The organism is Curtobacterium sp. VKM Ac-1395 (assembly GCF_015350975.1).
Taxonomy (GTDB): domain Bacteria; phylum Actinomycetota; class Actinomycetes; order Actinomycetales; family Microbacteriaceae; genus Curtobacterium.
Genome location: NZ_JADKRX010000002.1, coordinates 267,606 through 293,472, shown reverse-complemented (window position 1 = coordinate 293,472; position 25,867 = coordinate 267,606). Strand labels below are relative to the sequence as shown.

General features: G+C 72.7%; 18 protein-coding genes. 2 read left to right on the top strand and 16 right to left on the bottom strand.

Annotation, left to right across the window (positions count from 1 at the left end; genetic code table 11):
* Positions 1-30 precede the first annotated feature (30 nt).
* From ispG to ITJ68_RS06005, 7 genes are all read right to left on the bottom strand, one after another.
* Positions 31-1,161, bottom strand: coding sequence for a flavodoxin-dependent (E)-4-hydroxy-3-methylbut-2-enyl-diphosphate synthase (gene ispG / locus ITJ68_RS06035; RefSeq protein WP_194660807.1), 1,131 nt, complete (start codon positions 1,159-1,161; stop codon positions 31-33).
* 83 nt (positions 1,162-1,244) lie between these two features.
* Entirely contained in the window at positions 1,245-1,787 is a 543-nt protein-coding gene (locus ITJ68_RS06030; RefSeq protein WP_194660401.1) for a cysteine hydrolase family protein, read from the bottom strand.
* Positions 1,784-3,277, bottom strand: coding sequence for a purine-cytosine permease family protein (locus ITJ68_RS06025; RefSeq protein WP_194660400.1), 1,494 nt, complete (start codon positions 3,275-3,277; stop codon positions 1,784-1,786). Before ITJ68_RS06025 ends, ITJ68_RS06030 begins: the two co-directional genes overlap by 4 nt.
* 39 nt (positions 3,278-3,316) lie before the next feature.
* On the bottom strand, positions 3,317-4,645 hold the full coding sequence (locus ITJ68_RS06020) for a M50 family metallopeptidase (RefSeq protein WP_194660399.1): 1,329 nt from the start codon (positions 4,643-4,645) through the stop codon (positions 3,317-3,319).
* 85 nt (positions 4,646-4,730) lie between these two features.
* Entirely contained in the window at positions 4,731-5,825 is a 1,095-nt protein-coding gene (gene dxr, locus ITJ68_RS06015) for a 1-deoxy-D-xylulose-5-phosphate reductoisomerase (RefSeq protein ID WP_194660398.1), read from the bottom strand.
* A 41-nt stretch (positions 5,826-5,866) separates the two neighbouring features.
* Positions 5,867-6,835 (bottom strand): FKBP-type peptidyl-prolyl cis-trans isomerase, encoded by a 969-nt coding sequence (locus ITJ68_RS19505; RefSeq protein ID WP_194660397.1) that lies wholly within the window; start codon positions 6,833-6,835, stop codon positions 5,867-5,869.
* Positions 6,836-6,851: 16 nt separating this feature from the next.
* Positions 6,852-7,364, bottom strand: a complete 513-nt coding sequence (locus ITJ68_RS06005; protein ID WP_194660396.1) for an OsmC family protein — start codon at positions 7,362-7,364, stop codon at positions 6,852-6,854.
* A 118-nt stretch (positions 7,365-7,482) separates the two neighbouring features.
* Between ITJ68_RS06005 and ITJ68_RS06000 the strand changes: the two genes are divergently transcribed.
* Both ITJ68_RS06000 and ITJ68_RS05995 read left to right on the top strand, forming a co-directional pair.
* Positions 7,483-8,475 (top strand): asparaginase, encoded by a 993-nt coding sequence (locus ITJ68_RS06000; RefSeq protein WP_194660395.1) that lies wholly within the window; start codon positions 7,483-7,485, stop codon positions 8,473-8,475.
* A gap of 292 nt (positions 8,476-8,767) precedes the next feature.
* Complete coding sequence (locus tag ITJ68_RS05995; RefSeq protein ID WP_194660394.1) at positions 8,768-9,259, top strand: hypothetical protein; 492 nt, start codon at positions 8,768-8,770, stop codon at positions 9,257-9,259.
* A 48-nt stretch (positions 9,260-9,307) separates the two neighbouring features.
* On the opposite strand, the gene ITJ68_RS05990 is transcribed toward ITJ68_RS05995, so the two are convergent.
* From ITJ68_RS05990 to ITJ68_RS05950, 9 genes are all read right to left on the bottom strand, one after another.
* On the bottom strand, positions 9,308-11,206 hold the full coding sequence (locus tag ITJ68_RS05990) for a hypothetical protein (RefSeq protein ID WP_194660393.1): 1,899 nt from the start codon (positions 11,204-11,206) through the stop codon (positions 9,308-9,310).
* A gap of 23 nt (positions 11,207-11,229) precedes the next feature.
* Positions 11,230-13,743, bottom strand: coding sequence for a transglutaminaseTgpA domain-containing protein (locus ITJ68_RS05985; protein ID WP_194660392.1), 2,514 nt, complete (start codon positions 13,741-13,743; stop codon positions 11,230-11,232).
* Positions 13,740-15,152: a DUF58 domain-containing protein gene (locus ITJ68_RS05980; RefSeq protein ID WP_194660391.1), complete on the bottom strand. Its 1,413-nt coding sequence runs from the start codon at positions 15,150-15,152 to the stop codon at positions 13,740-13,742. The genes ITJ68_RS05985 and ITJ68_RS05980 overlap by 4 nt, the downstream gene beginning before the upstream one ends.
* Complete coding sequence (locus ITJ68_RS05975) at positions 15,149-16,120, bottom strand: AAA family ATPase (protein WP_194660390.1); 972 nt, start codon at positions 16,118-16,120, stop codon at positions 15,149-15,151. Before ITJ68_RS05975 ends, ITJ68_RS05980 begins: the two co-directional genes overlap by 4 nt.
* Before the next feature lie 55 nt (positions 16,121-16,175).
* On the bottom strand, positions 16,176-22,049 hold the full coding sequence (locus ITJ68_RS05970; protein ID WP_194660389.1) for an Ig-like domain-containing protein: 5,874 nt from the start codon (positions 22,047-22,049) through the stop codon (positions 16,176-16,178).
* Positions 22,046-23,458 (bottom strand): serine/threonine-protein kinase, encoded by a 1,413-nt coding sequence (locus tag ITJ68_RS05965; RefSeq protein ID WP_194660388.1) that lies wholly within the window; start codon positions 23,456-23,458, stop codon positions 22,046-22,048. Before ITJ68_RS05965 ends, ITJ68_RS05970 begins: the two co-directional genes overlap by 4 nt.
* 129 nt (positions 23,459-23,587) lie before the next feature.
* Positions 23,588-24,409, bottom strand: a complete 822-nt coding sequence (locus tag ITJ68_RS05960; RefSeq protein ID WP_194660387.1) for a PP2C family protein-serine/threonine phosphatase — start codon at positions 24,407-24,409, stop codon at positions 23,588-23,590.
* Positions 24,410-24,448: 39 nt separating this feature from the next.
* Positions 24,449-25,192 carry an FHA domain-containing protein gene (locus ITJ68_RS05955; RefSeq protein ID WP_194660386.1) on the bottom strand — a complete coding sequence of 248 codons (744 nt, stop codon included), beginning with the start codon at positions 25,190-25,192 and terminating at the stop codon, positions 24,449-24,451.
* A gap of 53 nt (positions 25,193-25,245) precedes the next feature.
* Positions 25,246-25,800, bottom strand: a complete 555-nt coding sequence (locus ITJ68_RS05950) for a hypothetical protein (protein WP_194660385.1) — start codon at positions 25,798-25,800, stop codon at positions 25,246-25,248.
* Between the last annotated feature and the right edge of the window lie 67 nt (positions 25,801-25,867).

Sequence of the window (25,867 nt, the reverse complement as noted above, 5' to 3'; positions counted from 1 at the left end):
CGAACGCTCGGGCCCGCTGGCTGTGGACGACTAGGACGTGACGACGAGCGGCTTGCCCGTGCCCGCCGCTGGGCCCATCTCGTCGGCCAGGCGGTTGGCCTCGTCGATGAGGGTCTGGACGATCTCGTTCTCGGGGACGGTCTTGATGACCTGCCCCTTCACGAAGATCTGGCCCTTGCCGTTGCCCGACGCGACGCCGAGGTCGGCCTCCCGTGCCTCACCGGGGCCGTTCACGACGCAGCCCATCACGGCGACGCGGAGCGGGACGGTCATGCCCTCGAGCCCCGAGGTGACGTCGTTCGCGAGCTGGTAGACGTCGACCTGTGCGCGGCCGCAGCTCGGGCAGGAGACGATCTCGAGCTTGCGCTCGCGGAGGTTGAGCGACTGCAGGATCTGCAGACCGACCTTGACCTCGAGCGCCGGGGGCGCCGACAGGGAGACACGGATGGTGTCGCCGATGCCCTCGCCGAGCAGGATGCCGAACGCCGTGGCGCTCTTGATCGTGCCCTGGAACTCCGGGCCGGCCTCGGTCACACCGAGGTGCAGCGGCCAGTCGCCACGCTCCGCGAGCAGCCGGTAGGCCTTGACCATGATGACCGGGTCGTTGTGCTTGACCGAGATCTTGAAGTCGTGGAAGTCGTGCTCCTCGAACAGGGAGGCTTCCCACACGGCGGACTCGACCAGGGCTTCTGGCGTGGCCTTGCCGTACTTCTGCATGATGCTCGGCTCGAGGGACCCGGCGTTGACGCCGATGCGCAGGCTGACGTTCGCTGCCTTGGCCGCCGCGGCGATCGCACCGACCTGGTCGTCGAACTTGCGGATGTTGCCCGGGTTCACCCGGACCGCGGCGCAGCCGGCGTCGATCGCCTGGAAGACGTACTTGGGCTGGAAGTGGATGTCCGCGATGACGGGGATCTGCGACTTCTTCGCGATGATCGGCAGCACGTCGGCGTCGTCCTGGGTGGGGACGGCCACGCGGACGATGTCGCAGCCGGACGCGGTCAGCTCCGCGATCTGCTGGAGCGTCGCGTTGATGTTCGTGGTCGGCGTCGTGGTCATCGACTGCACGGACACGGGCGCGTCGCCACCCACGAGCACCTTGCCGACCCGGATCTGGCGGGACTTGCGGCGAGGGGCGAGGGTTTCGGGGACCTTGGGCATACCGAGATTCACAGCGGGCACGACATGGACTCTACGCGCTCACACCGACACGGCTGCCCCCAGCCCGGGGCGGGTCCGGCGCGTCAGTCCTCGAGGGTCTCCACCACGGTGACCAGCGGCGCGTACAGCCGCATGACGTCGAGGGCGCGCTCGTGGTCGGCGTCGCTCGCACCGGCACACGCATCGGCCACGACCGTCACGCGGGCTCCGGCATCCGCCGCTGCCAGCGCCGTCGCGAGCACGCAGCAGTCGGTCGACACCCCGGTCAGCACGAGGTGCGGGTGGTCACCGACGACCGCCTGGAGGCTGGTCCCCCACTTGCCGAACGTCGGCTCGGTGACGACGGGGCCGTCCACCGCCCCGAACGGCTCGGTCAGTTCGTACAGCGGGTCGGCGTCGGGCACGAGGGCGAAGGGCCAGTCGCGGTAGTAGTCGACCCAGGCACCCTGCGGGTGCTCCGGCGCGACGAACCGGGTGCGCACCGTCCGGCCGACGAACCGCGGCAGGAGCCGCTCGATGCCTGCCGCCGCCCGCTCGTAGCCGGGTGCGGCCCAGGCGCTGTCCCCGGTGAAGACGCGCTGCATGTCGATGACCACCAGCCAGGCATCCACGTCGGTCACGGTCATCGCTGCAGCTCGGCGTCCGGGACGCTGCTGATCGGCTCGGTGACCGGCTGCGCCTCCTGTCGACGGACGGCACCCCGTGCGGTGGTGAGCGTGCCGACGAAGCCGACGACGAGGGCGACCAGCACGCCGAGGTTCGCGTACGCCCACGCCCCCGTGCGACCGCCGAGGCCGAACGGCTCGAGCAGGTACCCCTGCCAGTTCAGCCAGGACGGCACTCCGTACGTGTTCGTGACGAGACCCCATCCGAGCGCGGTGCCGACGAGCACCAGGGCGATCGCACCCCACCGCACGTCGCCGTAGCGGCCGCCGACGCTGTCGAGCTCACCCTCGGCGTAGGCCCGGCGCCGGAGCAGCACGTCGGCCACGAAGACGCCGCACCAGGCGGCGACGGGGACACCGAGCGTGACGAGGAAGGCCTGGAACGGCGAGATGAAGTCCTTCGCGAAGAAGACGACGTAGATCGCGCCGGCGACCATGAGCACGCCGTCGACACCGGCTGCGGCGGGGCGCGGGATGCGAACGCCTGCGCTGAGGAGCGCGAGGCCCGACGAGTAGATGTCGAGCACGGCACCGCCCACCAGCCCGAGCACGGCGACCAGGGCGAACGGGATCAGGAACCAGACCGGCAGCAGGGTGGTCAGGGCACCGATCGGGTCAGCGCCGATCGCAGCGCTGAGGTCCTTCGACGAACCGGCGAGCAGCACGCCGATGACGACGAGCACCGCCGGAGCGAGGGCCCCGCCGAACGTCGTCCACCACACCACGCCGCCGGTCGACGCCGACCGCGGGAGGTACCGGGAGTAGTCGGCGGCCGCGTTCACCCAGCCGAGCCCGAAGCCGGTCATGACGAGCACCAGCGCCCCGATGACGTTCTGGGTGCTGCCGGACGGCAGGTCAGCGAGGGCGCCGAGGTCGATCGACGGGACGGCGAGGACGATGTACACGACCGTCAGCACGGCGGTGATGACCGTGATCCAGGTCTGCAGCCGCATGATCACGTCGAAGCCCGCGATGCCGGCACCGATGACGAGCGCCGCGACGACGACGAGCGCGACGAGCTTCGTCAGCACGCCGTCGTCCCACCCGAGCTCCCGGAACACGGTCGAGGTCGCCAGCACGGCGAGGGACGCCAGGGCCGTCTCCCACCCGACCGTGAGGATCCAGCTGAGGAACGAGGGCAGCCGGTTGCCGCGGACGCCGAACGCCGCACGGCTGAGCACCATCGTCGGCGCGGACCCGCGCTTGCCGGCGATCGCGACGACGCCGCAGAGCAGGAACGAGAACGCCACCCCGATGACCGACACGATCGTGGCCTGGGCGGCGGAGATGCCGAACCCGAGCACGAACGAGCCGTAGCTCAGCCCGAGCACGGAGATGTTCGCCGCGAACCACGGCCAGAAGAGCCCGCGGGGGCGCCCCTTCCGCTCGGACTCGGCGATGACGTCGATGCCCTGCCGCTCGACCGTGCGGACCTCGGGCGCTGTGCTCATGCGGAGAGCGTAGTGCTGCCCGAGGGACCCGGACAGCCGCTAGCCGAAGAGGTTGACCGGCCGGACGATGTCGGCGTAGATCAGAAGCGCACTCATGCCGGCCAGCAGGACGACGACGACCATCGTGAGCGGCATCGTCTTCGCGAGGTCGATCGGCCCCGGGTCCGCCTTGCCGACGAGCGTGAAGGCGCGACGCTTGATCGCCTCCCACAGCGCCCCGGCGATGTGCCCGCCGTCCAGCGGGAGCAGCGGCACCATGTTGAGCACGAAGAGGCCGATGTTCAGCGACGCCAGCAGGCCGAGGATCGTGTAGATCTTGTCGACCACGGGGACGCCGCTCATCGACGACACGGTGCCGATGGCCCGGCCGACGCCGACCACGGACACGGGGCTGTCGGCCGAGCGGGCCTGTGATCCGAAGGCCGCGTTCCACACCGCGACGAGGCGCTGCGGCAGGTCGACGATGAGGTGCACCGATGCACCGATCTGCGCGCCCGTCGCCGGGAGCACCGCAGCGGGAGACTGCCGGACGAGCGTCTGCCCGATGCTGACCCCGACGACGCCGACCTGCTGCGTCTTCGCGGTGCCGTCGGCGTTCTCGACGATCTTGCCCTGCGCGTCGTAGACGTCGCGCGTCGCGAGGGTCGGGGTGACCTCGACGGTCTTCCGGTCACCGTCCCGCTGCACCACGACCGAGACGGGCGTGCCGGCCGACTTCTGGAAGGCATCGGAGACCTGCGTGATCGTGGGGTCCTGCTGGCCGTCGACGGCCACGACGACGTCGCCGGACCGCAGCCCCGCCTGCTTGGCCGGGGAGACGTCGTCGCCCGGGGAGCAGCTGGTGCTCGCGGTGGTGGGCAGGACGCAGTCGACCCGCGAGGTGAAGGTGGTGGTCGGTGCGCCGAACCCGACGAGCAGCACGCCGAAGAGCAGGACGCCGATCACCAGGTTCATCGCCGGGCCGGCCACCATCACGATGATCCGCTTCCACGGGGTCAGGCGGTAGAACGCCCGGGAGTCGTCCCCGCCGGACTCGGCGATCTGCTCGGCGCTGGCCTGGCGGGCGTCCTGGATGAACGCGCTGTACATGCCGGTGTTCGTGATCGCTCTGCCGGACGCGCGCGGCTTGAGCATGCCGACCATCGAGATGTAGCCGCCGAGCAGGATCGGTCGGATGCCGTACTCGGTCTCCCCGCGGCGGAACGACCAGACCGCCTTGCCGAAGCCGAGCGAGTACTGCGTCACCTTCACCCCGAAGAGCTTCGCGAACGCGAGGTGACCGAGCTCGTGGAGCCCGATCGAGATCAGCAGGCCGACGATGAAGACGACGACGCCGAGGACGAACAGGAGCACGGTTCCGACGGTCACCGGAGCAGCGTACGGGACTGATTCGAAGAACCAGCCGAGCGCGCGCTGGGTGGTGGGTCGAGCCTCCCGGCCGGGTCAGGCGGGTTCAGCGCGTCAACGCGTGGTCCGCAGCCTGGCGTGCCCAGCGTTCCGCGGCGAGCACGCCCTCGAGCGAGGACTCCCCCGGCGTGTGTGTCTCGACGACGCGCTCGACCGTGTCGACGATGTCGAGGAAGCCGATCGCGCCGGCGTGGAACGCGGCGACCGCCTGCTCGTTCGCGGCGTTGAAGACGGCCGGGTACGTGCCGCCGAGCTGACCGACGCGCTTCGCGAGGGCAACCGCGCCGAAGGCCTCGGTGTCGAGCGGCTCGAAGGTCCACGTGCTGGCCGTCGTCCAGTCGAGCGGCACCCCGACCTCCGGCACCCGGTCGGGCCAGGCCATGCCGAGCGCGATCGGCAGGCGCATGTCCGGGGGCGAGGCCTGGGCGATGGTGGAGCCGTCGACGAACTCGACCATCGAGTGCACGATCGACTGCGCGTGCACCGTGACGTCGATGCGGTCGTACGGCACGCCGAAGAGCAGGTGGGCCTCGATGACCTCGAGGCCCTTGTTCACCAGCGTCGCCGAGTTCGTCGTGACGACGAGGCCCATGTCCCACGTCGGGTGCGCGAGCGCCTGCGCCGGGGTGACGTCGCGGAGCTCGTCCCGGCTCCGTCCCCGGAACGGACCGCCGCTGGCGGTCAGGACCAGTCGGCGGACCTCGGTGTCCGTGCCCGAACGGAGTGCCTGGGCGATGGCGGAGTGCTCGCTGTCCACCGGGACGATCTGCGCCGGTGCGGCGGCGGCCTGCACGAGCGGACCGCCCACGATGAGGCTCTCCTTGTTCGCCAGGGCCAGCGTCGCGCCGGTCTCCAACGTCGCGAGCGTCGGGCCGAGGCCGACCGAACCGGTGATGCCGTTCAGGACGACGTCGGCCTCGACGCTGCGGACCAGGCGTTCGGCGTCAGGAGCTCCGAGCGCGGTCTCGTGGACGTCGAACGCGCTGGCCTGTTCTCCGAGGAGTCCGGCGTTGCTGCCGGCGGTGAGCCCGACGACCTCGAAGCGGTCGGGGTTCCGCGCGATGACGTCGAGGGCCTGGGTGCCGATGGAGCCGGTGCTGCCGAGGATGACGACGCGGCGACGGGCCGGGGTGGTGTCCATGGGTCCCAACCTACCGACGGCGCTGGCTGCGGGCCGGTCGCTCAGCCCTTCGCGAGGAGGTCGACCACGAAGACCAGCGTGGCGTTCTTCGGGATGCCCGAGCCCTCGGGCGGGGTGGCACCGTAGCCGTCCTCGGGCGTCACGACGATCATCACCTGCGAGCCGATCTTCTGGCCGACGAGCCCGGTGACGAAGCCCTTGATGAGCTGGCCCTCGGCGATCGTGAACGTGGTGGGGGCGCCCTTCGACCACGAGGAGTCGAACTCCTTGCCGCCGTCGTAGACGACGCCCTTGTACTGCACGAGCACGGTGTCACCTTCGGCCACCGCGTCGCCGTCGCCCTGCTTGACGACCTCGGGGGTGGTGGTCGTCGGGGCCGCGACGTCGGGGATGGTGATCTCCGGTTCGCCGTCGGCCTTGTCCTTCACCGTCGGCAGGTCGGACTTCTGGTCCTGCGGCGTGCCCGTGGCCTTGGTCGGGGTCTTCGCGATGACGTCGGCGACCACGACGATGTCGCCACCGGTGGTGAACCCGAGGGCCGAGGAGGAACCGATCGCTGCGAGGCGGTCGCCCACGGTCGAGCACGCCAGGAGCGCACCGAAGCCGCTGCCACCGACCGTCAGCACCTGGGGGTTGCCCTGGTCGAAGCCGACCGTGCCGAGCTTCTTCGCGTTCGACGCCTGGTAGACGCTGTAGGCCACCTGCGCGTACTGGCCGGACTTCAGGTCGTCGCCGGAGCCCTTGACGACCGTGGTGGCCTGCGGGGAGGACGCCGTGAGGCCCTTGTCGAACTTCACCGACGGCGCCTTCTTGCCGCCGAAGTCACCGGAGACGTCGATCGCGTCAGACGACTTGCCGGGCTTGGGGCAACTGGTGATCGCGGCAGGCGTACCGCTCGCAGAGGCGGAGGGCGACGAGGACGCACCCCCGGATCCGGAACCGGAGCAGGCGGCGAGCCCGAGGAGGACGACGGGCACGAGGGCGATCGGGAGCAGGCGGGGACGCTTCACGAGGACCCAGTCTGCCTCACGCAGTCGATGAGTCCGATCCGAGTGCGCTCTCGTCGACCTGCTGGAGCACGAGCGTGGTCGCCTCGTGGTGCACCGGGAAGGCCACGGACCGCGCGATGAAGCAGAGCGCGTTCGCCTGGGCGTGGGCGGCCTCGGCGTCGGCCACGCGGTCGGGTTCGGCGATGGTGACCACCGGGTGCAGCGTCGCACCGGTGAGCTCCCCCGAGCCGTCGCGGTTGAGGTTGAGCGTGGCGGTCGCGCGGTCCTCGTACGCCAGGACGGTGAAGCCCTGGGCGACGGCTACGTGCAGGTAGCTGAGCATGTGGCACTGGGCGAGCGCGGCCGTGAGGAGCTCCTCGGGGTTCCACCGGTCGCGGTCGCCGCGGAACGTCGGGTCGGCTGAGCCCTCGACGTCCGGCTTGCCCGCTGCACTGAAGACGTGGTCGCGGCCGTACTCCCGGTACCCGCTCGTGCCGGTCCCCCGGTCGCCGGTCCAGCGGACGGCGACCTCGTAGCTGTGGTCCTGCACGGTGGCTCCTCGTCTCGGTCGCGGTGCTGCTCGGTTCGCGGTGCTGCTGCTCGGTGCGGTGCTGCTGCTCGGTGCTGTGCTGCTGCTCGGGCGCTCCGCCGCTCGGTACCATCGCCGTATGACGGAGAGCACCGAAGTCCGCACCGACCGCCATCCTCTCACCGCGGCGGGGTCCGTCGAGCTGGCGGTGCTCGAGCGCTCCGGGTTCGACGAGAGCCGGCACGTCGGCGCGGGCGTCGTCGTGGACGCGAGCGGTGCCGTGCTCGATGCCGTCGGCGACCCGACGGCGAGCATCTACCCCAGGTCCACCATGAAGCCCTTCCAGGCGCTGGCGATCCGCCGAGCCGGCGCGCTGTTCTCCGGCCCGGAGCTCGTGATGACGACGGCGAGCCACGCGGGGACGCCGTCGCACCAGTCGCTCGCCGAGCACATGCTCGCCTCCTTCGACCACGTCGAGGACGACCTGGGCTGCCCGCCGGACATGCCGTTCGACCGAGCGACGGCGCAGACGATGACCGAGCCCCGACGGCTCGCGATGAACTGCTCCGGCAAGCATGCCGGCATGCTCGCCGCCTGCCGGGTGAACGGCTGGGACGAGGCCACCTACCTCGACATCGCGCACCCGCTGCAGCAGCTCGTCCGGTCCACGGTCGAGGACGCCACGGGTGAGGTCGTCGACGTGGTCGGCACGGACGGCTGTGGCGCACCGGTGTTCCCCCTCACGCTGACCGGCCTGGCCCGCGGGCTCGCCGGCTTCGTCCAGCGGTCGGACGCGGACACGGCGGCCCTCACCGACGCGGTGCTCGCGAACGCCTGGGCCATCGACGGGGTCGGGCGGGCGAACACGGTGACGATCGAACGTCTGGGACTCGTCGCGAAGCTCGGCGCCGAGGGCGTCATGGTGATGGCAGTCCCCTGTGGTGCAGCGGTCGTCGTGAAGGTCCTCGACGGGGCGCTCCGTGCGGGGACGCTCGCTGCGCTGACCCTGCTGCAGCGCAACGGCCTGGTACCGGCCGATGGTGTTGCCGACGTGCTCCAGGCCACGGGTGAGAAGGTCCTCGGTGGTGGCGTGCCCGTCGGGTCCGTCCGGGTCGGCGACGGTCTGCGCTGACGGCCGGCGACGACGGACTCCTCCACGCGGCGGCGACCGTGGTGTCGGCCGAGGCCGAGGCCGGTGATGGCGTCGCGGTCTGCGCGGGCTGCAGCTCGGGCAGCGCCGGGACGACGACCACACCGCGGGGAGCGTCCGGATCGGCGCGGACCGTGCACCCGTACCGGCTGACCTCCACGGTGGACGCCGGTCGTCGCGGCAGCGTCCGGAGGTCCGGCACGAGCACGACCGACGCGACCCTGGCACCGGCTTCGTCGAGCACGACCGCGACGGCCGTCCCGTCCGCCACGCCGTGACGAGACGCCGGCAGGTCGACGCAGGCCCCGGCGGCGGAGCGGACCACGTGGGTGTCATCCGCCGCCGCGCTCAACGACGACGCGAGTGCCGTGACGACACCGACCGCGAGGGCTCCGTGCCCGATCACGACGATCCCGGCGGTGGCGTCGAGGTGGACGACCCGCCCGTCCGGGTCCGTCCCCACTGCGAGCCGGTCGAGGGTCGCGACGACTACGTCGGGGTCGACGCCGACATCGGTCTCGACCGGCAGGTGCGCCGGCGGGAGCTCCGGTTCCTGCTCGACACCGACGCGGTCACGCACCAGCGCAGCGACGGCCAGCAGACACAGTGCGCAGGCGGCACCGGTCACCGCGCCGTGGACGATCGCGACCACACCGAGGAGGACTGCCGAAGCGAGGACGAGGAGCCGGACGACCGAAGCGCGCATGCCCTGAGTCCACCGCACGCGCGGACCGCGACCGGAACGGGCCGGTCCATCCGTGGATGAACCGGCCCGTGGACCGCGCTGTGGAGGAGTGATGCTCCTGCGGCGGGACTACTGCACGAGGAAGAACTGCTCACCCACGTCGACGCGCGCGCCCCGCTCGACGCGGTAGCGCCGGCCCGGCTCGCAGCGCCGGATCGAGCCGTCGATGTGCCGGATGACCGACCCGTTGCCCGAGAAACGGTCGGAGACCCAGAGGTCGTCACCGTCCCGCCCGAGTTCCAGGTGGGTCTTCGACACCGACTTGCCCGGGTCGTGGATGGTGAGCAGGTCGTCGAAGCGCTCGCCCGGCTCCGGGCGGGGAAGCCTCCCGAACAGCGCCGTGCCGTGCAGGCCGAGCCGTTCGCCGGTGCTGAAGTGCAGGACGAAGGGCGCTCGGCTCGGCGTCTTCGCCACGATGCGCGTCTCGTCCACGTCCTCGTCGTCAGCGGATGCAGGAGCGTCCTCGACCTCGTCGACCGGCGTGGCGCTCGTCGGCACCGCGTCTGGGAGCGGAGCCGGTTCGACTGACTCGACCGGGGCCTCCTGGGCGACTGGACCGGCCGCGTCCTCGGCGGCATCGGGCAACGGCGGGAGCGGTGCCGCCAGCGGCGCGCCCTCGGGTTCCCCCATGTCGGTCGCAGGCTCGGCGACCTCGTCGTCGGTCGCCGGAGTCGAGTCGTCGCCGACCGCCGGGTCGAGGTCGCGCGCTGCCCAGTCGGGTCGCAGCATCGGCAGTGGCACGACCGGGCCGGTGAAGGCGGCGGTGACCGCTGGTCGGACTGCGCCGCACTCGTTGCAGAAGATGTCGTCGGGTTCGAGCTGGTGCCCGCACACGTGGCACGTGGTGGGATGGTGGGCGCCGGGCTGGACCAGGGAGGTGGGCCGCGGCGGCTGCCGGTCGACGAGCGGCTCGACGACGGCGGTGTCCCCGGAGCGAGCGGCGTCGTCCGACGGAGCTTCGTCGCCGGGTCGAGCGGCGTCGCCCGACGGGGCGGCGCCGTCCGACGGGGCGATGTCGTCCGACGGCTCGTCCGCGTGGTCGCCTGCATTCGTCACCGTCTCGGTGGCCTCATCCGCCGAGGCTGCCGCCGTCGAGGCTCCTGACGACGACTCGTCGTCGTGGTCCTCCGGTCGAGCACCGTCGGCGGCTCCGGATGCCGTGCCGGCGTCGGCATGCGTCGGCGCCTCGTCCGGTTCGGCGGTCGCGCGGTCGTCCGTGGCGCGGCCGATCCACCACGACGGCGCACTCGGCGCAGCGGGGGGCTGCTGCTCCTGCGGTGCCCAGACCGGTGTGGCCGACCCGGTGCCGGGCTCGGCAGCCCGGTCGCCCGACGCGTCCACGACGGGATCCGGGACGGGCGCAGGAGCCGGGCCAGCCGCCGGTGCCGCTGCCGGCGCCGATGCCCGGGTCCGTGACGCCACCCGGGTGACCTCGGGGTCGTCCTCGTTGACGCCGTACCGGGGTGCCGGACGGTCGTTCGGCGCTGCCGGACGGTCGTTCGGCGCTGCCGGACGGTCGTGCTGATCGTGCTGGCCGGCCTGGCCGTGCTGGCCGGGCTGATCTGGCTGGCCGTGCTGGTCGGGCTGGTGGGGGGCAGCGGCCCGCTCCCCCGGCGCGGCCGGTGCGTCCTGCCGTCCGCTCCACTCGCCCAGACCACTGCCGGAACCGTGCACGTGCGTCGGCGCGGTCCTCGGCGCGAAGGAGTCCGGGGTGCTGACGGGCACCGCCGGCGGGTGCTCGTCGTGGCGGTCAGCACCGGTGAGCCACGCACGGGTGGCGGGGTCGAGGGTCGACTCCGGCAGCCAGGCCTCGGCGGCCGGGTCCTGGCGGCGCCCGTGCGCGTCCGGCTGCTGGAGCGGCGGCGGGGTACCCCGATCGGCGGGTTCGGGAGCGACGGTCCGGCGGCTGGCAGCCGCGCTCACCGCACGCCCGCACTCACCGCAGAAGATCGCTCCCTCGGGGAGCACCGATCCGCAGTGTTCGCATCTGATCACAGGTTGCCTCTGTCCTCGTCCGGCCCGCTGCGACGCTCGGCGGGCCTCCGGACATCGTAGTCACCGTCGGCTCCGCGTCCTCGGCGACCCCCGACCGGCGTGCTCCTGCCCCGCCGACGGGCGGCATCGCGGACACGCGACGCGACGGTGTCCGTGCGGAGCGACCGCGTCGAGACCGCCGTGCGGAGCCGGGCACGACGGTTCTGGCCCTCCTGCAGCGTGCCGATCGCGGTCTCCGTCGCCTGCCACATCCGGTCGGCGGCGCGGTCGTCCGCATCGGCGGGTCCGAACACGGCACGGTCGGCCAGCGCTGCGAGCCCGGAGCCGCCGTCGCCGGGGGCACCCGCGCCGACCTCGCGGCGCGTGGCGGCGGCGGGGACCGCGTGGCCGTGGTCGAGGAGGGCGTCACGGTACTCGTCCCACGCCCCGGTGATCCGCGCCCGGGCGTCGGGACCACGGCGGCGGCGGCGACGGCGGGCGCGCTTGATCGCCACGATGACGACGAAGGGCAGCAGCACGAGGGCGACGAACCCGAGCGTGCCGAGCACCCACGGCAGTGCGGCCAGCAGGATCTGCAGCCACAGCGGGGGCTGGTCGGGGGTGTCCCGGTCGGTCTGCGGGGGCGTCTGTTGGTCCTGGTCCTGCTGCTCGGCGGGGGGCGGCGGCACGACGGTCTCCGGGCGGGTGACCGGCTTCGGGGTCTGGTCCTCGTCCCGGGGGATCTCCCGGACCGCGGGGTTGGGGTTGATCGTCACCCACCCCCACTGCGCGGTGTCGACCTCGATGCGGGCGGTGACGTCGGAGCCGCGCAGGGTCGTCACGCCGGACACGGTGGCACCGGGGCGCGCTGCGCCCGAGTCGCCGCCGGAGGCGAATCCGAGCACCACCCGCGTCGGGAACCCGATCTGCTGCGCCATCAGCGACGCCGCCACGGCGTACTGCTCCTGGTCGCCGATCATCAGCGGGGCCGTCAGGAGCTCCTGGATGCGGTCGGCTCCGTGCCCGGACCGGCTGGCGCGGTCGTCGCCGACCCCGTGGCTGACGTACCCGTTCCGCTGCAGCGCACGGATCATCGCCAGGAGCTTCGCGCCGTCGGTCTCCGCGTCGGCGGTGGTCGCGTCGACGGTGTCCCGCACGGCATCGGGGACGTTGCGGGGTGCCGGGACCGTCGCCGTCCCGGGTCGGGCGCCCGCCAGCTGCTCGTCCGTCGGCTGGTCGGGGACGACCGCGGACAGGTCGTACCGGGTGCCGTCCCCGACGCCGCCGACGACGGCTCCGGTGCTGGTCGCCCGGTCGTAGAAGAACGCTGCGCGCTGGCGGTCCCCCGTCGTCCCGGCGAAGCGCACCGACTCGAGGTCGCCGACGGTCGGCAGCCAGACGCCGCGGTAGCCGTCGACCGTCACACCGACGTCCACCGCGGTCCCGCGGACGCCTCGGACGTCGACGGAGGTCGGCACCCGCTCGAAGGTGCCGGAGGCCGACGACCCGTCGGGACCGCCCACCCGGTAGGCGACGCCGTCCCAGGTGTCGAGCGTGGCGACGCGGACGAAGCCGCCCTGGGGCAGCCCGGTCACGCGGAGCTGGGTCGCGTCCGCCTGCGCCGGTTCCTCGTAGGCCCGGAACCCGCTGAGCGGACTGACGTAGTCGCGCGGGTCGAACGGCTTGACGACGTCGGTCCGCGCGACGGTGCGCGACGTGGCGGGCGGCGCGACGAGCCCGAGTCCGGTCGCGACGACCGCGGCGGCCACGATGGTGCCGGTGCCCACGAGGGCCGGCCGGAGCACCGACCGCCGGACCGCGACGCGGGCACCGATGGTCCGCGCCACGGCGACGGCACGGCGTGCATGGCGCACCGTGAGCGCCCAGACCAGCGCGATGCCGGTGAGCACGACGGCGAGGGCGATCGACGTGTCGAGTCGGCTCGGGCCCAGGACGATCCCGGCCGCGAGCAGCACCAGGGGCGGGATGCTCGCCAGTTCCTGCCGGGAGGCTCGGGTCGCCACCGTCACGGCCGTCACCGTGGCGAGCAGGATCGTCACGAAGAACGGCACCAGCAGGGCCTCGTAGCTGCCGACGGGCAGGCTGATGGTCACCAGGCGCTTCCAGCCGAGGGCCACGCCGGAGAACAGGTCGAGCAGGCCCTGACCGGTCGGCAGCAGTCCCCTGGCCTGGCCGGGGACCGCCGCAGGCACGCCGGTGAGGGCGAAGAGCGCGATCGTCGCGATCGCGACGGCCGCCGCGGGCAGGCGGTACACGGCACCGAGCAGCGCGACGACGGTGCCGCCGACCACGGCGGTGACCGCGGCGACGATCATCGCGTCCGACCGGTGGATCGGCCACCAGGCGACGCTCGCCACGGCGAGGAGCAGCCAGACGACGAGGGTGCCGCCGACGAGCCGGGACACCGAGAGTCGGCGGGCGTTCCGGCGGTCGGCCCGACGGTCGGCCCGACGGGACCGCGTCGGCGCACTCGCCGGTGCACCCCCGCGGGCGTTCACGGGGGCGCTCACGCCGCGGCCGATCGGTGCAGGGCGTGGCGGAGGTCGTCGAGGTAGCCGATCGTCATCACCGTCAGGCCGGGCACCCGGACGAAGCGCGGCACGGCCTCCGGCTCGCAGATGACCGCGACGACCTCGACACCGATCGGGAAGCGGGTGGCGGCGAGGCGGAGCGCTGGCAGCTCGACGGTGGACCCGACGACGAGGAACGCGACGGAGATCCCGGCGGTGTCGGTCCCGACGATGCGGGCGACCTCGGCCACCGGGAGGGTGGCGTCGGCGAGGGCGACCGAGGCGAAGGCGTCGAGGAGCCTGGTCGGGGTGACCGTGGGCAGACGGTGCACGGCGTACACCGCGCGCTTGGCGAACTCCGGCGTGCGCTCGGAGACGACGACGGTGACCTCGCGACCGTCGCGGACGGCTCGGCTGCCGAGGGACGCCGCCGCGCTGACGGCGAGCTCGAACTCGTCCTCGTCGGCGAACTCGGCGCGCGACAGCCCGAGCGCGACCACGAGGTGCGACCGCCTGGTGTCCTCGAACTGCCGCACCATGAGCGCGCCGGTCTTCGCCGTGGACTTCCAGTGCACGGTCCTGGGGTCGTCGCCGGGCATGTACTCGCGGATCGCGTGGAAGGAGATGTCCGCCGGGGAGAGGTCCGTCGTGGCCTGCCCTTCGAGGTCACGGACCAGACCGGTGCTCGTCGACGGGATCGCGACGGTGCGCGGGTGCACGATGACCTGCTCGCGGTCGGTCCACACGAGCTCCCGACGGACCAGCCCCACCGGGTCCGCGCGGACACCGGTCACCGGACCGACGTCGAGCACCCCGCGGCGGAGGGTCGGGACGGGCACCGCGCGCTCGAAGGTGCCGTGCGGAGCGATCGACGGGATCGCGACGTCGACGAGCCCGGAGCCGACGGGGACCTCGACCGTCGTCGGCACCGACGGGAAGCGCGTGGGGTTCTCCGCCGTCACCGTGACCGCCGCGTCGTCACCGACCGCGACCCGGCGCACCGGGCGGCTCATCCGGATGAGCAGGCGGGAGCGACCGATCAGCGCGACGGCCGCCACCGCGACGAGCAGGGCACCGGCGAAGCCCACGACGACGACCTCGCGGAGCCCGAAGCGGTACCCGACGACGAACGCGACGAGCGTGAGGACCGCCACCGTCCAGCCCAGGCCGGTGACGACGGACGAGACCTCGTCCCAGGAACGGAGGAGCTGCCTCCTGGCGGTGCGCCACAGGCGGACGACGCCGACCACGGCCTCGGCGGCGACGCCGTCGCGGTCGCCGACCAGCCGGGTGCGGACGTTCGTGACGCCGGCCACGGTCCCCGTGCGTTCGTACGCCGTGCTCGAGCGACGCGACCGCGTCGACGAGGGGCGGCGTGAGCGCGTGGAGACGGGCCGGCGGTCGGTCACGCGACGGCTCGGTCGGCGGGTGGTGCGGTCTCGACCAGGAGCTGCGAGACGACGCTCGACGGGCTCACGCCGTCGAACTCGGCCTCGGCGTCGAGGACCAACCGGTGCGCGAGGACGGGCTCGGCGAGGGCCTTGACGTCGTCGGGGGTGACGTAGTGCCGTCCGCTCACGGCCGCGAACACCCGCGAGGCGCGCATCAGGCCCATCGCGCCGCGGACGCTGACGCCGAGCCGGACCTCGCTGGCGGACCGGGTGGCGTCGACCAGGCGGGCGACGTAGTCGGCGATCGTGGGGTCGACGTGCACGGTGCGGGCGACGGCGGCCATCTCGGTGATCGTGGCCGCGGGCACGACGCTCGCGATCGGGACCGACGACGCGGGCGCCGACGAGGTCTCGAGGATCTTCACGGTCGCGGCGTGGTCCGGGTAGCCGATCGAGGTCTTCATGAGGAAGCGGTCGAGCTGCGCCTCGGGGAGGCGGTACGTGCCGGCCTGCTCGACGGGGTTCTGGGTGGCGATGACCATGAACGGGGCCGCCAGCCGGTGGGTGACGCCGTCGACGGTGATGGCGGACTCCTCCATCGCCTCGAGCAGGGCGGACTGGGTCTTCGGACTCGCCCGGTTGATCTCGTCGGCGAGGACGATGTTGGAGAAGACCGGACCCCGGTGGAACTCGAACTCCTGACGGCGCTGGTCGTAGACGCTGATGCCGGTGATGTCACCCGGCAGGAGGTCCGGGGTGAACTGGATGCGGTTCGTCGAACCCTGCACGCTCTGCGCCAGCGCCCGGGCCATGCTCGTCTTGCCGGTGCCGGGCACGTCCTCGAGGAGGAGGTGTCCCTCGCTGAGCATCGCCGTGACCGCCAGGCGGATCACGAACGTCTTCCCGAGGAGCACCTGCTCGACGTTGGTCACGATGCGGCCGGCGACGTCGGCGAACCAGGTGGCCTGCTCCGGGGTCATGGTCATGCGGTGTGGGTCCTCGTGTGTCGTGGTCGGGTGGCGGGAGGGTGGCTCGTCGCCACTATCCTGCCGGGTCCTCGGGCTGGGACGGGGCGGGCTCGGGGTCGGTCGGCGGGTCGGGTTGCGGGGCCGGCGCCGGGTTCACCGTGGCGGTCGGGGGGTTGCCGTCCTCGTGTCCGTCGACGATCGCAGCGACGGTGACGGACCCCTGAGCCGGCACGGTCGGCAGCGCGTCCGGCGTGTAGACGCCGGTCGTGCAGTTGAGGCCGACGTTCAGCACGGGGCAGGTCGTGACGCGGTACTGCTGCGGGCCCGCTCCGGCGTTCGGCGGTGGTGCGGAGACCGCCACCTGGCTGCCGGCGTCGTAGGAGTCGGGGATGGCCGCACGGGTCTGGACCGGTCGGAGGCCGTCCTGCACCAGGGGCGGACTGCAGAAGTTGTTGGTGCTGTCCGCGCAGGCGACGACCGAGACCCTCGTCGCCACTCCCCACTGCGGGTCGGCGACCCAGTCCGAGCGGTCGGACATCGTCGTGTAGTTCTGTCCGTCGGTCGAGTAGGCGTAGTGGTCGACCGTGCCGTTCGCGCTCGGGACCGCCGTGGCGCCGGTGATGCGGATGCCGAAGGTCCCGGCCTCCGGGTCCTGCTGGCGGATCGAGATCAGCGCGGTCGGCTGCTCCGGGGCCTGGTAGCCCTCCACCGTCGTCGGCGCGCTCGGGACGCAGAACAGCCCGTTGTCCGCGAGGGCGACGTACTGGAAGTCGCCGTTCCCGAGGGTGTCCTCGGCGCTCGCACTCGACCAGGACTTGTCCGACCCGGTCGTCGAGCAGCCGCCCGGGATGTCGCGCCCCGGTGGGTAGCGGACGATCCGGAGCGAGCTGCTGCCGCCCGCCCAGTCGGTCTCGGTGGCGGCGATCTCGACCGCGGTCGAACCGTTCTCGGGGTTGGGAGTGGCCGTGATCGTCGGCGTCGCCGGCTTCCCGATCGCGGTGCCGCTGCCGCTGCCGCTGTTCCACTTGACGACCGTCCCGTCGCGGTCCGCCTGGTTCCGCGCCGACACGGTGACCGTGTAGTTCCCGCCGCTCTGCAGACCGTCGAACGACGTCGACGTGGTCGCGCCGACGTTCTTGCTCGTCGAGGCGCTCGGTCCGTCGATCTTGACGACGTAGTTGCCGACCGGCGTGCCCCGGTTCGGGCGCGGCACGGCGTTCCACCGGACGTCGAGGCGGTTCGGGGTGGTCCGGTCCGCCGTGACGGTGATGCCGGACGGAGCCGCCGGCACGAAGTCGGCACTCACCGGGGCCGACTGTGCGGACTGCGCCGACTGCCCCACGGCGTTCACGGCACTGACCGAGAACCGGTACGACGACGCCGGGTCCAGGCCCGTGACGGTGCACACCGTCGCGGTGCCGCAGTCCTTCGCGACGCCGTTCGTCCCCGTGAGGCGGTAGCCCGTGATCGGGGAGTTGTTCGCCTGCGGCGTCGACCACGTCAGCGTCGCCTGTCCACCGTCGAAGCCGCCCGTCCGCACCGGGACGCCCGGGGCGTCGGGGACGTCCTGCACCGCGATCGTCACGTCACCCCAGACGTACCGGTCCGGATCGTTGGTCGCGTCCGCCACCTGGTACTGCAGGTTCGTGTTGACGGGCCTGGCCGAGGCCGCGACGCTCACCTGCAGTCGCGAGTTGTCCGCACTCGGCGTGATCGTCACGCCCGACGGCACCCCGCCGGACAACCCGCGGATCGCCACGACGCGGAGGCGCTCGTCCGGGAAGGGATTGGTCGGCTGGTCGTTCGCCAGGACGTCGATCGTCGTCGACTGCCCGCGCTTCGCGATCGCGGTGTCGGCGCCGGGCTGGACGCGCGGCCGGGTCGACCCGACGACGTCGACGGTGACGAGCCCGGACCGTCCGGCGTTCGCCGCGTCGGTGACACCCACGCCGATCGTCGCGGTGGTGTCCTTCTTCGCGGTGTCGGCGACCCGGACCGTGAGCTGCTGACCGGACACCGTCGCGGTCGTGCCGGCGGCCGGACGGCTCACGACCGAGTAGCGCAGTTCGGGGAGGTCCTGCGGGTACGGGTAGTCAGTCAGCTTCGACAGGTCGATCGTGCGTGACTCCCCCGGTTGCATGTCGATGGTCGACCCGGTGAAGACCGGCGGCTGGTTCGAGCGTGGCGTCACCTTCACCGGGAGCACGAGCGTCGCCACGCGGCCCTTGCCGTCGTTCGCGCTGGACCCGTCCGTGACCTCGAAGGAGATCGACGCGTTGCCGTAGTAGAGCTTCGCGGACCGGAACTGCAGCGTGGAGGCGTCGACCGTCAGCGAGCCACCGTCGGCGTGCGTCGCCTTGACCGTGCCCGGGTCGGTGACCCGCGCGGTCTCGCCGTTCGCCGTGACGACGTACTTCGACAGCGGGATCCTGACGGTCGACTCGCTCGTGACGGTCACCGTGCCGGCACTGCGGTTCACCTGCGGGAGGGCGTCGTCGAACCCGGGGACGTGGATGAACCCGTAGGACACGATGTCCGGGTGGTCCGCCCGGGCGACGGAGAACGGGATGACCTGGGAGGCGTCGGCGAGCGTCACCACGATGCGCCCGTCGTCGGTCGTCCGAGCCGCGGCGCCGTAGCCGTCGACCACGCCGACGCGCAGGTCGGCCGTGCTGCCCTCTGCGAAGAAGACGTTCCGGAGCACGTCCACGGTGACGGTCTTCCGCCGGAGGATGTCCTGCAGGTCCAGGGTGGTGTCGTCGACCTCGGGGCGGAGGGGGCGGGCGTCACGGTCGACGGTCACCGTGAGGAACGCCGTGCTCGATCCGCCGCTCTGGTTCGCCGCCGTGTAGAGCACGGCGAAGTCCCCGCGGGTGGCGGACGCCGGCGGGCTGACGCGGATCTCCTGCCCGCGCAGCACCTTCGCCGTGACGCCCGACGCCGTCGGCTCGGCCTTGCTCACCGTGAGCCGGCCGCCCTCGGGGTCGGAGTCGTTCTGCAGGACACGGACGGTCACCGAGCCGCCCGGCCGGATCGTCACGTGGTCGGCCTCGGCGATCGGGTTCGAGGCCTGCTCGGCCCGCGCTGCGATGCCGACGCGGACCGTCCCGGTCGCACGGGCCCCGAGGGCGTCGACCACCGTGTACGTGAACTCGTCGGTGCCGGCGGAGTAGTCGCCGGCGTCGTAGGTGAGCGAGTCGGAGCTGACGTCGCTGACCGAGCCCTTGTCCGGGTTCGAGGCCACGCCGACCAACTGCACCGAGTCGCCGTCGGGGTCGATGCCGTTCAACGGCACGGACACGCGGACGGACTGCCCGGCGACCACGCGTGCCGTCACGGTCTGCGGCACCGGGGGGTTGTTCGTGGCGCTGTCCTGCTCGCGCACGGAGATCGAGACGGCGGCGTCCGCGGACTGACCGTCCGGGCCGGCGACCCGGTAGACCGCGGTGTAGTTGCCCGGTGTCTCCGGGGCGAGGTAGCGCAGGTGGTCACCGGAGGCGAAGAGGAGCCCGCCGTCACCGGGCACGTTCTGCACGAGGTCGGGCTGCAGCGTGAGCGGCTCACCCTCGGGCTGGGTGTCGTTCGCCAGCACGTCGATGTCCGTCACGTCCCCCACGCGGACGGTGGCGGTGTCGGGCTGCGCGACCGGCGGTTGGATCCGGTCGGGCTTGGGGATCTCGACCACGGTGACGGACCCGGTCGAGGACGCCAGGCCGTTGGTCTCCGTGTAGCCGAAGGTCACCGGTCCGTCGAGCGGGGCCGTCAGCGTGACGCGCACGGTGTGCTGGTCGAGGACGCTGGCCTGCACGCCGGACGTCCGCGCCGGGCCGTCGAGGGCGGTCACGAGCAGCACGCCCCCCGCCGGGTCGATGTCGGTGGCGGTGACGTCGGTGTCCTTCGTGGACAACGTGTTCACGAAGACGGTCTTCGGGGTGGTGATCGGCGCGGTCGAGGCGTCCGGCGGCGCGAGCACCGTGATGCGCACGACGCCGCTCGCGGTCTTGGTGCCGTCGGTCACGGTGTACTCGACCTGGTGGTCGCCGACCGCGCTGCTCTGCACCCGGAAGGTGCCGGCGTCGTAGCTGGGCGTGATCGTCACCCCGCTCGTCGACGAGACGCTCGTCAGCGTCACGGTGCCGTTGCCACCGCGCACGTGCACGAGCGGGGACACCGAGAACGGCTTGCCCGCGTACCCCTGCACCGGGAACGCGTCGGCCCGCAACGGGACGCTCCCCTGCTTCGCGACGTGGACGGTCAGCGACCCGCGGCCGTCGGCGGTGCCGTCACTGACGACCAGCTGCACGCTGCGGTCACCGGTGCGGCCGCTGGCGTTCCGGAAGTCGAGGAGACCGTCCGGGGTCGTCGACACGCGGTCCCGGTCGGACGCCGTCGCGCTGCGCAGGTAGACCGGGTCACCGTCCGGGTCCACCCAGTCGCCGAGCACGTCGGTCGAGACGTGCCCGTTCTGCACGACGTCGGCGGAGGTGTCCCGGACCTGGCGCGGCGGCGAGTTCTGCGACGCCGAGCGGACCGCCACCCGGACGGTGGCCGTGTCCGACCCGCCGTTGCCGTCGGTGATCGTGTACCGGAACGTCACGGTGCCCGACGCGCGCGAGGACAGCGCGACCTGGAGCCGCTGACCGTCCTCGACGACGGTGACGCGCGCACCGGCTCCGGTGACGTCGCTCACCTCGCTGATGACGATCGGGTCGCCGTTCGGGTCGTGGTCGTTGAGCAGGACCGGGAGGCTCGTGGTGCGTCCCGGACGGGCGCCCAGGTCGTCGTCGACCGCCACCGGCGGCTTCTGGTCCTTCTCGACCTCCGGGTCGTCGTCGGAGACCTGCTCCTGCTGCTGGTCGTCGTCACGCGTGATGAGGTCGGCCCAGTTGTCGATGAGCTGCCCGCTGCGGTCGATCGCCCACGAGCGCCCGGTGGAGGGGTCGTTCGCGACCACGGTGTCCCCGTTGTGCACGATCTGCAGCGCCGCGTCGCCCGGTACCCGGTCGAGTCGCTGGAGCGCTCGACCCGTGCAGGTGTCGACGGCCTGGCCTCCGCTCCATGCCCCGAACGTGCAGGTGCCGTCGACGAACGGCCGCGCGGCACGACCGGAGACCGCAAGCGCGGTGCGGGTCGTCGACCCGGACGGGGTGACACGGACGAGCCCGGCAGCACCGGCGACGACGACGGTGTCGCCGTCGGCCGAGGAGGTCTGCAACGCCGGGGACCCACCGACCCGCGCACCGACGTCGACGGTGTCACCGTCGATCGAGAGCTGCCCCGAGGTGCGGTCGAGCACCGCGACGTGCTCGCCGACGGCCGCGACCTGGAAGTCGTCCCTGCGGTCCATCCGGACGTCCCACCGCTCGGCCACCGACAAGGTGGTGCCGACCTGGACGAGGGACGCCGTGCCCGTGCGCGGCGAGTAGACGGCGACGTGGTCGTCGGCGGCGTCGAACACGGCGTCGGCGCCGAGGGTCAGGTCGGCCTTCGTGGAGGCGTCGAAGTCGGCCAGGTCCGCCGCGGGCGTGGACCAGAGCTCACCGGTGTCCTCGTTGCCGATCACCGCCGTGTCCCCGGCGAAGAAGACCTGCGGCGACCCGGAGGGAAGGGTGACCGCGTCACCGACCGTGGCGTCGGCGACGTCGACCTTCGCGACGGTGCCCTTGGTCTCGTCGACGCTGTAGACGGTGGAGCCACGCTGCAGGACCGAGAGCGAGTCGGTCGAGGCCTCGATCGCCGTGTTGAGCTCGAGGACCGCGGTGTTCGCGCGGCCGACGGCGCCGTACTCCGCGGAGGGCACCCACACCGTGCCGTCGCCGAGGTCGACCCGCTGCGTGTGGTACCCGCTCGACACGACGGCGGCACCGGCCACGAGCGCTCCGACGAGCACCGAGACGCACGCCGTCACCGCAGCCGACCGGTGCCGGGCGACGAGGCGACGGATCACGAGCCGCTCCCGACGGTGGCGCACCGCTCGGCGCTGGCTGCGCCGGTCTTGCCGTCGCGGTTCACGGCGACGGAGATGCACTCCTGGTCGCCGCGCTCCCCGGAGACGACGAACGAGGTGCCGGACTGCTGGCTGGAGGAACCGTTCGAGGAGATGACGTACGTGTCGCCGGCGTCGAGGCCCGGGTCGTCCCAGCGGAACGTCACCGACTGCCCGGTCGTCGACGCGCGGATGTCGGAGACCGTGGGGATCGCACCCGACCCGACCTGGCCCACCACCACGATCGCGGCCACCGCCACCGCGACCACCACGACGCCCGCGAGCGACGCGGCCCAGGCGACGGTGCGCCGGGACGACCGACGCGCCCGCGTGGCGGAGCCGGTGCGGTGCACGGTGCCGACGCTGCGAGAGCCGGTGGCGGCGAGGCCGCCCTGCACGGGGCGCCGCGTGCGTCGTCGTCGGCTGACCCGCTTCGGCGGTTGGAGTTCGCGGACCATCGTCCGGTCGCCGTCGGGTGTGGGGGTCGCGATGGCCCAGGACTCGACGGCGACGTCGGCGGGCGTCTGGGGCAGCCCGAGCTCGGCCTGCACCTGCTGGAACCCGCGGACGAGCTCCATCACGGTGGCCGGCCGGAGCTGGGTCTTCCGGGACATCGCCGTCGCGAGCAGGCGCTCGAGCGACGGTGGCACGTCGGTGCGACCGGTCGGCTTGACGCCGCCCTTGTCGATCCGCGCCATCAGGTCGGACGCCCCGTTCTTGCCGCCGGGGACCTCGAAGGGGCTGCGGCCGGCGACGAGCGAGAACACGGTCGCCGCCAGCGAGTAGACCTCGGACTGGATCGTGCCGCGGGACTCGTCGATGAGGACCTCGGGAGCAGACCACGGGATCGACATGCCGATCGGCTCGTCGGGGTCGGCCTGCCCGATCGTGGCCGCGATCCCGAAGTCGGACAGCACCGGGTTGCCGTACGCGGTCAGCAGGATGTTGGAGGGCTTGACGTCGCGGTGCAGCACGCCCTCGCGGTGGGCGGTCTCGAGCGCGGAGCCGATGCGGATGCCGATCGAGAGGACCTCCGACACGGGCACCGGGGCGCGACGGTAGCGCTCACTCAGCGACGACGAGCAGAGCTCCATCACGAGGTAGGGGCGACCGTCGGACGCGACACTCGCTTGGAAGACCGTGAGGATCGACGGGTGCGTGCTGAGCCGCGCCATCAGGTTCGCCTCGGCCTGGAACATCTGTCGGACGCGGTCGTCGACGACCTCGTCGAGCAGGACCTTGACGGCGACCTGTCGTCGGGGCATGTCCTGCTCGTAGAGGAAGACGTCCGCGAACCCACCGGAACCGAGCACGTGCACGGGGCTGAAACCGGCGATCACGGGAGGGCTGGACGGCAGGCGTCGCACCATGACGGCTCCTCCCTCCGGCCCACGCGGCCTGTTGCTGGTCCAGGCGGTCAAGTCTACGGATGCCGACCGTCGCCGATCTGCTGACGCGTGCGCGGGGAATCCCGATCGCGCCCCAGTTCGGGGGTCGGGTCAGTGGCGCGGGAGCGTGTCCTCGAGGTCGCGGTCGACCGGGGCGTCGTCCACCTGCAGCACGACGACCGTGACGTTGTCGCGGCCGCCCGCCACCAGGGCGTCGCCGACGAGTCGTTCGGCGAGCTCCTGCGGGTCGACGACCTTCGCGGCGATGCGCGCGATGCCGACGTCGCCGATCTCCTTGGTCAGGCCGTCCGAGCAGATGATGTAGCGGTCACCGGTGCGCAGCGGCAGCGTCCACCAGTCCGGCTCCGGCGGCTCCCCGAAACCGACGGCCCGCGTGATGACGTTGCTGTCGGGGTGGGCCTCGGCGTCCTCGGCGCGCAGGACACCGGCGTCGACCATCTCCTGGACGACGGAGTGGTCGACGGTGATCCGTCGCAGGACCCCGTTCTCCGCACGGTAGGTCCGGGAGTCCCCGACGTTGAAGACGAGGGCGGCTGGCTGACCGTCGGACTGCACCAGCGCGAGCCCGGTGACCGTCGTGCCGGCACCGATCGCGTTGCCACCGGCGGCGCGCTCGATGTCGGCGGTCGCCAGCAGCAGCGCGTGCTGGATGGTCTCCCGCGACCCGAACGGACCGGTGGACGCGTCCCCGAGGCGCCGCACGACCGCGTCGCTCGCACGGTCGCCGGCGAGGTGGCCGCCCATGCCGTCGGCGACGACGAAGAAGGGTGCCTCGACGATGTAGCTGTCCTCGTTGTGGTCACGACGACGCCCGATGTCGGTGGCCGCTCCCCACGAGAGCGTGAGGGTGGCGCCGCCCGCTCCGGGGACGTCGATGGCGTGGGAGGCGGCTGCTCGGCCGAGTTCGGTCACGGTCTTCGATCGCTCTCTGGGGGGTCGTGGGCGTGCCGGTCAACGAGTGGTCGGGCGTGGCGGCGGGGACGTGGGGACGTCGTCCGCCGGAGGCCGCACCCGGAGGTGGGGCGAGAGGATCTCGATCCCGATGCCGTCCCCGATCTCGACTACCGTACCGGTCAACGCCACGATCGACGCACCGGACGGCATCCGGTAGGCAGCGGCCCCGGCGGGCCGGACCACGGTGCCGTTGGTGGAGTGCAGGTCGTCGACGACGGCGGCTTCCCCCTCGGCGTGGAAGGCCACGTGGGAGGACGACACCTGCCCCGAGGGCGAGCGGACGACGACGAGCTCGGGTTCCGGTCCGCGCACGACGCGCGGCAGCGCCGGACGGCGGCCGACCACGACGGGACGGTCGAGTCGGATCACCCGGTCGGCGATCCGGATCGACGGCACGCGCACGCGCGGCGGCTCGACGACGGCCGGGAGGCTCGGGGGCACGTCCGGCACACCGGTCGCTCCGTCGGCGACCCGACCGCTGCGGGCTCGGACGATGGTGTCCTCGGGGTCGGCTGCCGGCGCGTCCACGCGGTCTGGCTCGGCCACGACGCCGTCGGCCGCAGGGACCCGTGCGGGTGTCGCGAGGTCGAGCGGCGCGGGGAACCGTCCGTCGTCTGCTCCCCCGGGTCGGAACGGCACCCGGATGACGGTGTCCTCAACGGCGTCAGCAGCGCGGTCGGTGCCGACGGCGCGATGACGTGGACGCAGGACCGTGTCCTCGATGTCGTCGCCGTCGTGCACCAGGGGCCTCTCTCCTCGTCGTCACCACCGTAGACGATCCGGTGCACCCGGCATCACCCCCACCACGCCGGGGCGGTGCGTGCCCGGACCGACCGCAGCACGAGTCCGGCGAGGGCGTCGTCGGGGACGGCGTCGAGGGCGTGCCGTGCTCGGGTCCTGGCACGTTCCGGCGACCCGAGCGCCCAGGAGCACCAGGCGCCGAGTGCGAGCGCGCCGGCGACACCCAGTCGCTCGTCCTCGGGGCACCCGCGCAGACGCCAGTCCTGCCAGAGTCCGACGCACCGGTCCCCCGCCGTTCGGAGCCGGTCCCGGTCTGGGGCTGGGCCGGCGCCCTGGAGCGCGAGCGGCGTCGGGTCGTGGAACGGGTCGAAGGGGCGGACGACCGTCGGTGTCCGGTCGGCCGGGGCGGCGACGAAGGGGATCAGGGCCATGCGTGTGGCCAGGGCGACACAGGCGGTCGACACCGCGGCACTGCCGCGCCGCGAGAGGGGCGCCGTGCCCGGTGCGACCAGCGCTGCGGCGGCGACCGGCAGGGTGACTGCGGCAGCAATCTCACGGGACCGGCCGGCGATCAGGGCGTCAGGACTTCGGAGTGCGATGGCGTTCATGGGGCCATCGTGACGCGATCCGGGCCTCCAGACCGGGCTGGCCGCGACCCCGTGGAGAACCGCGTCG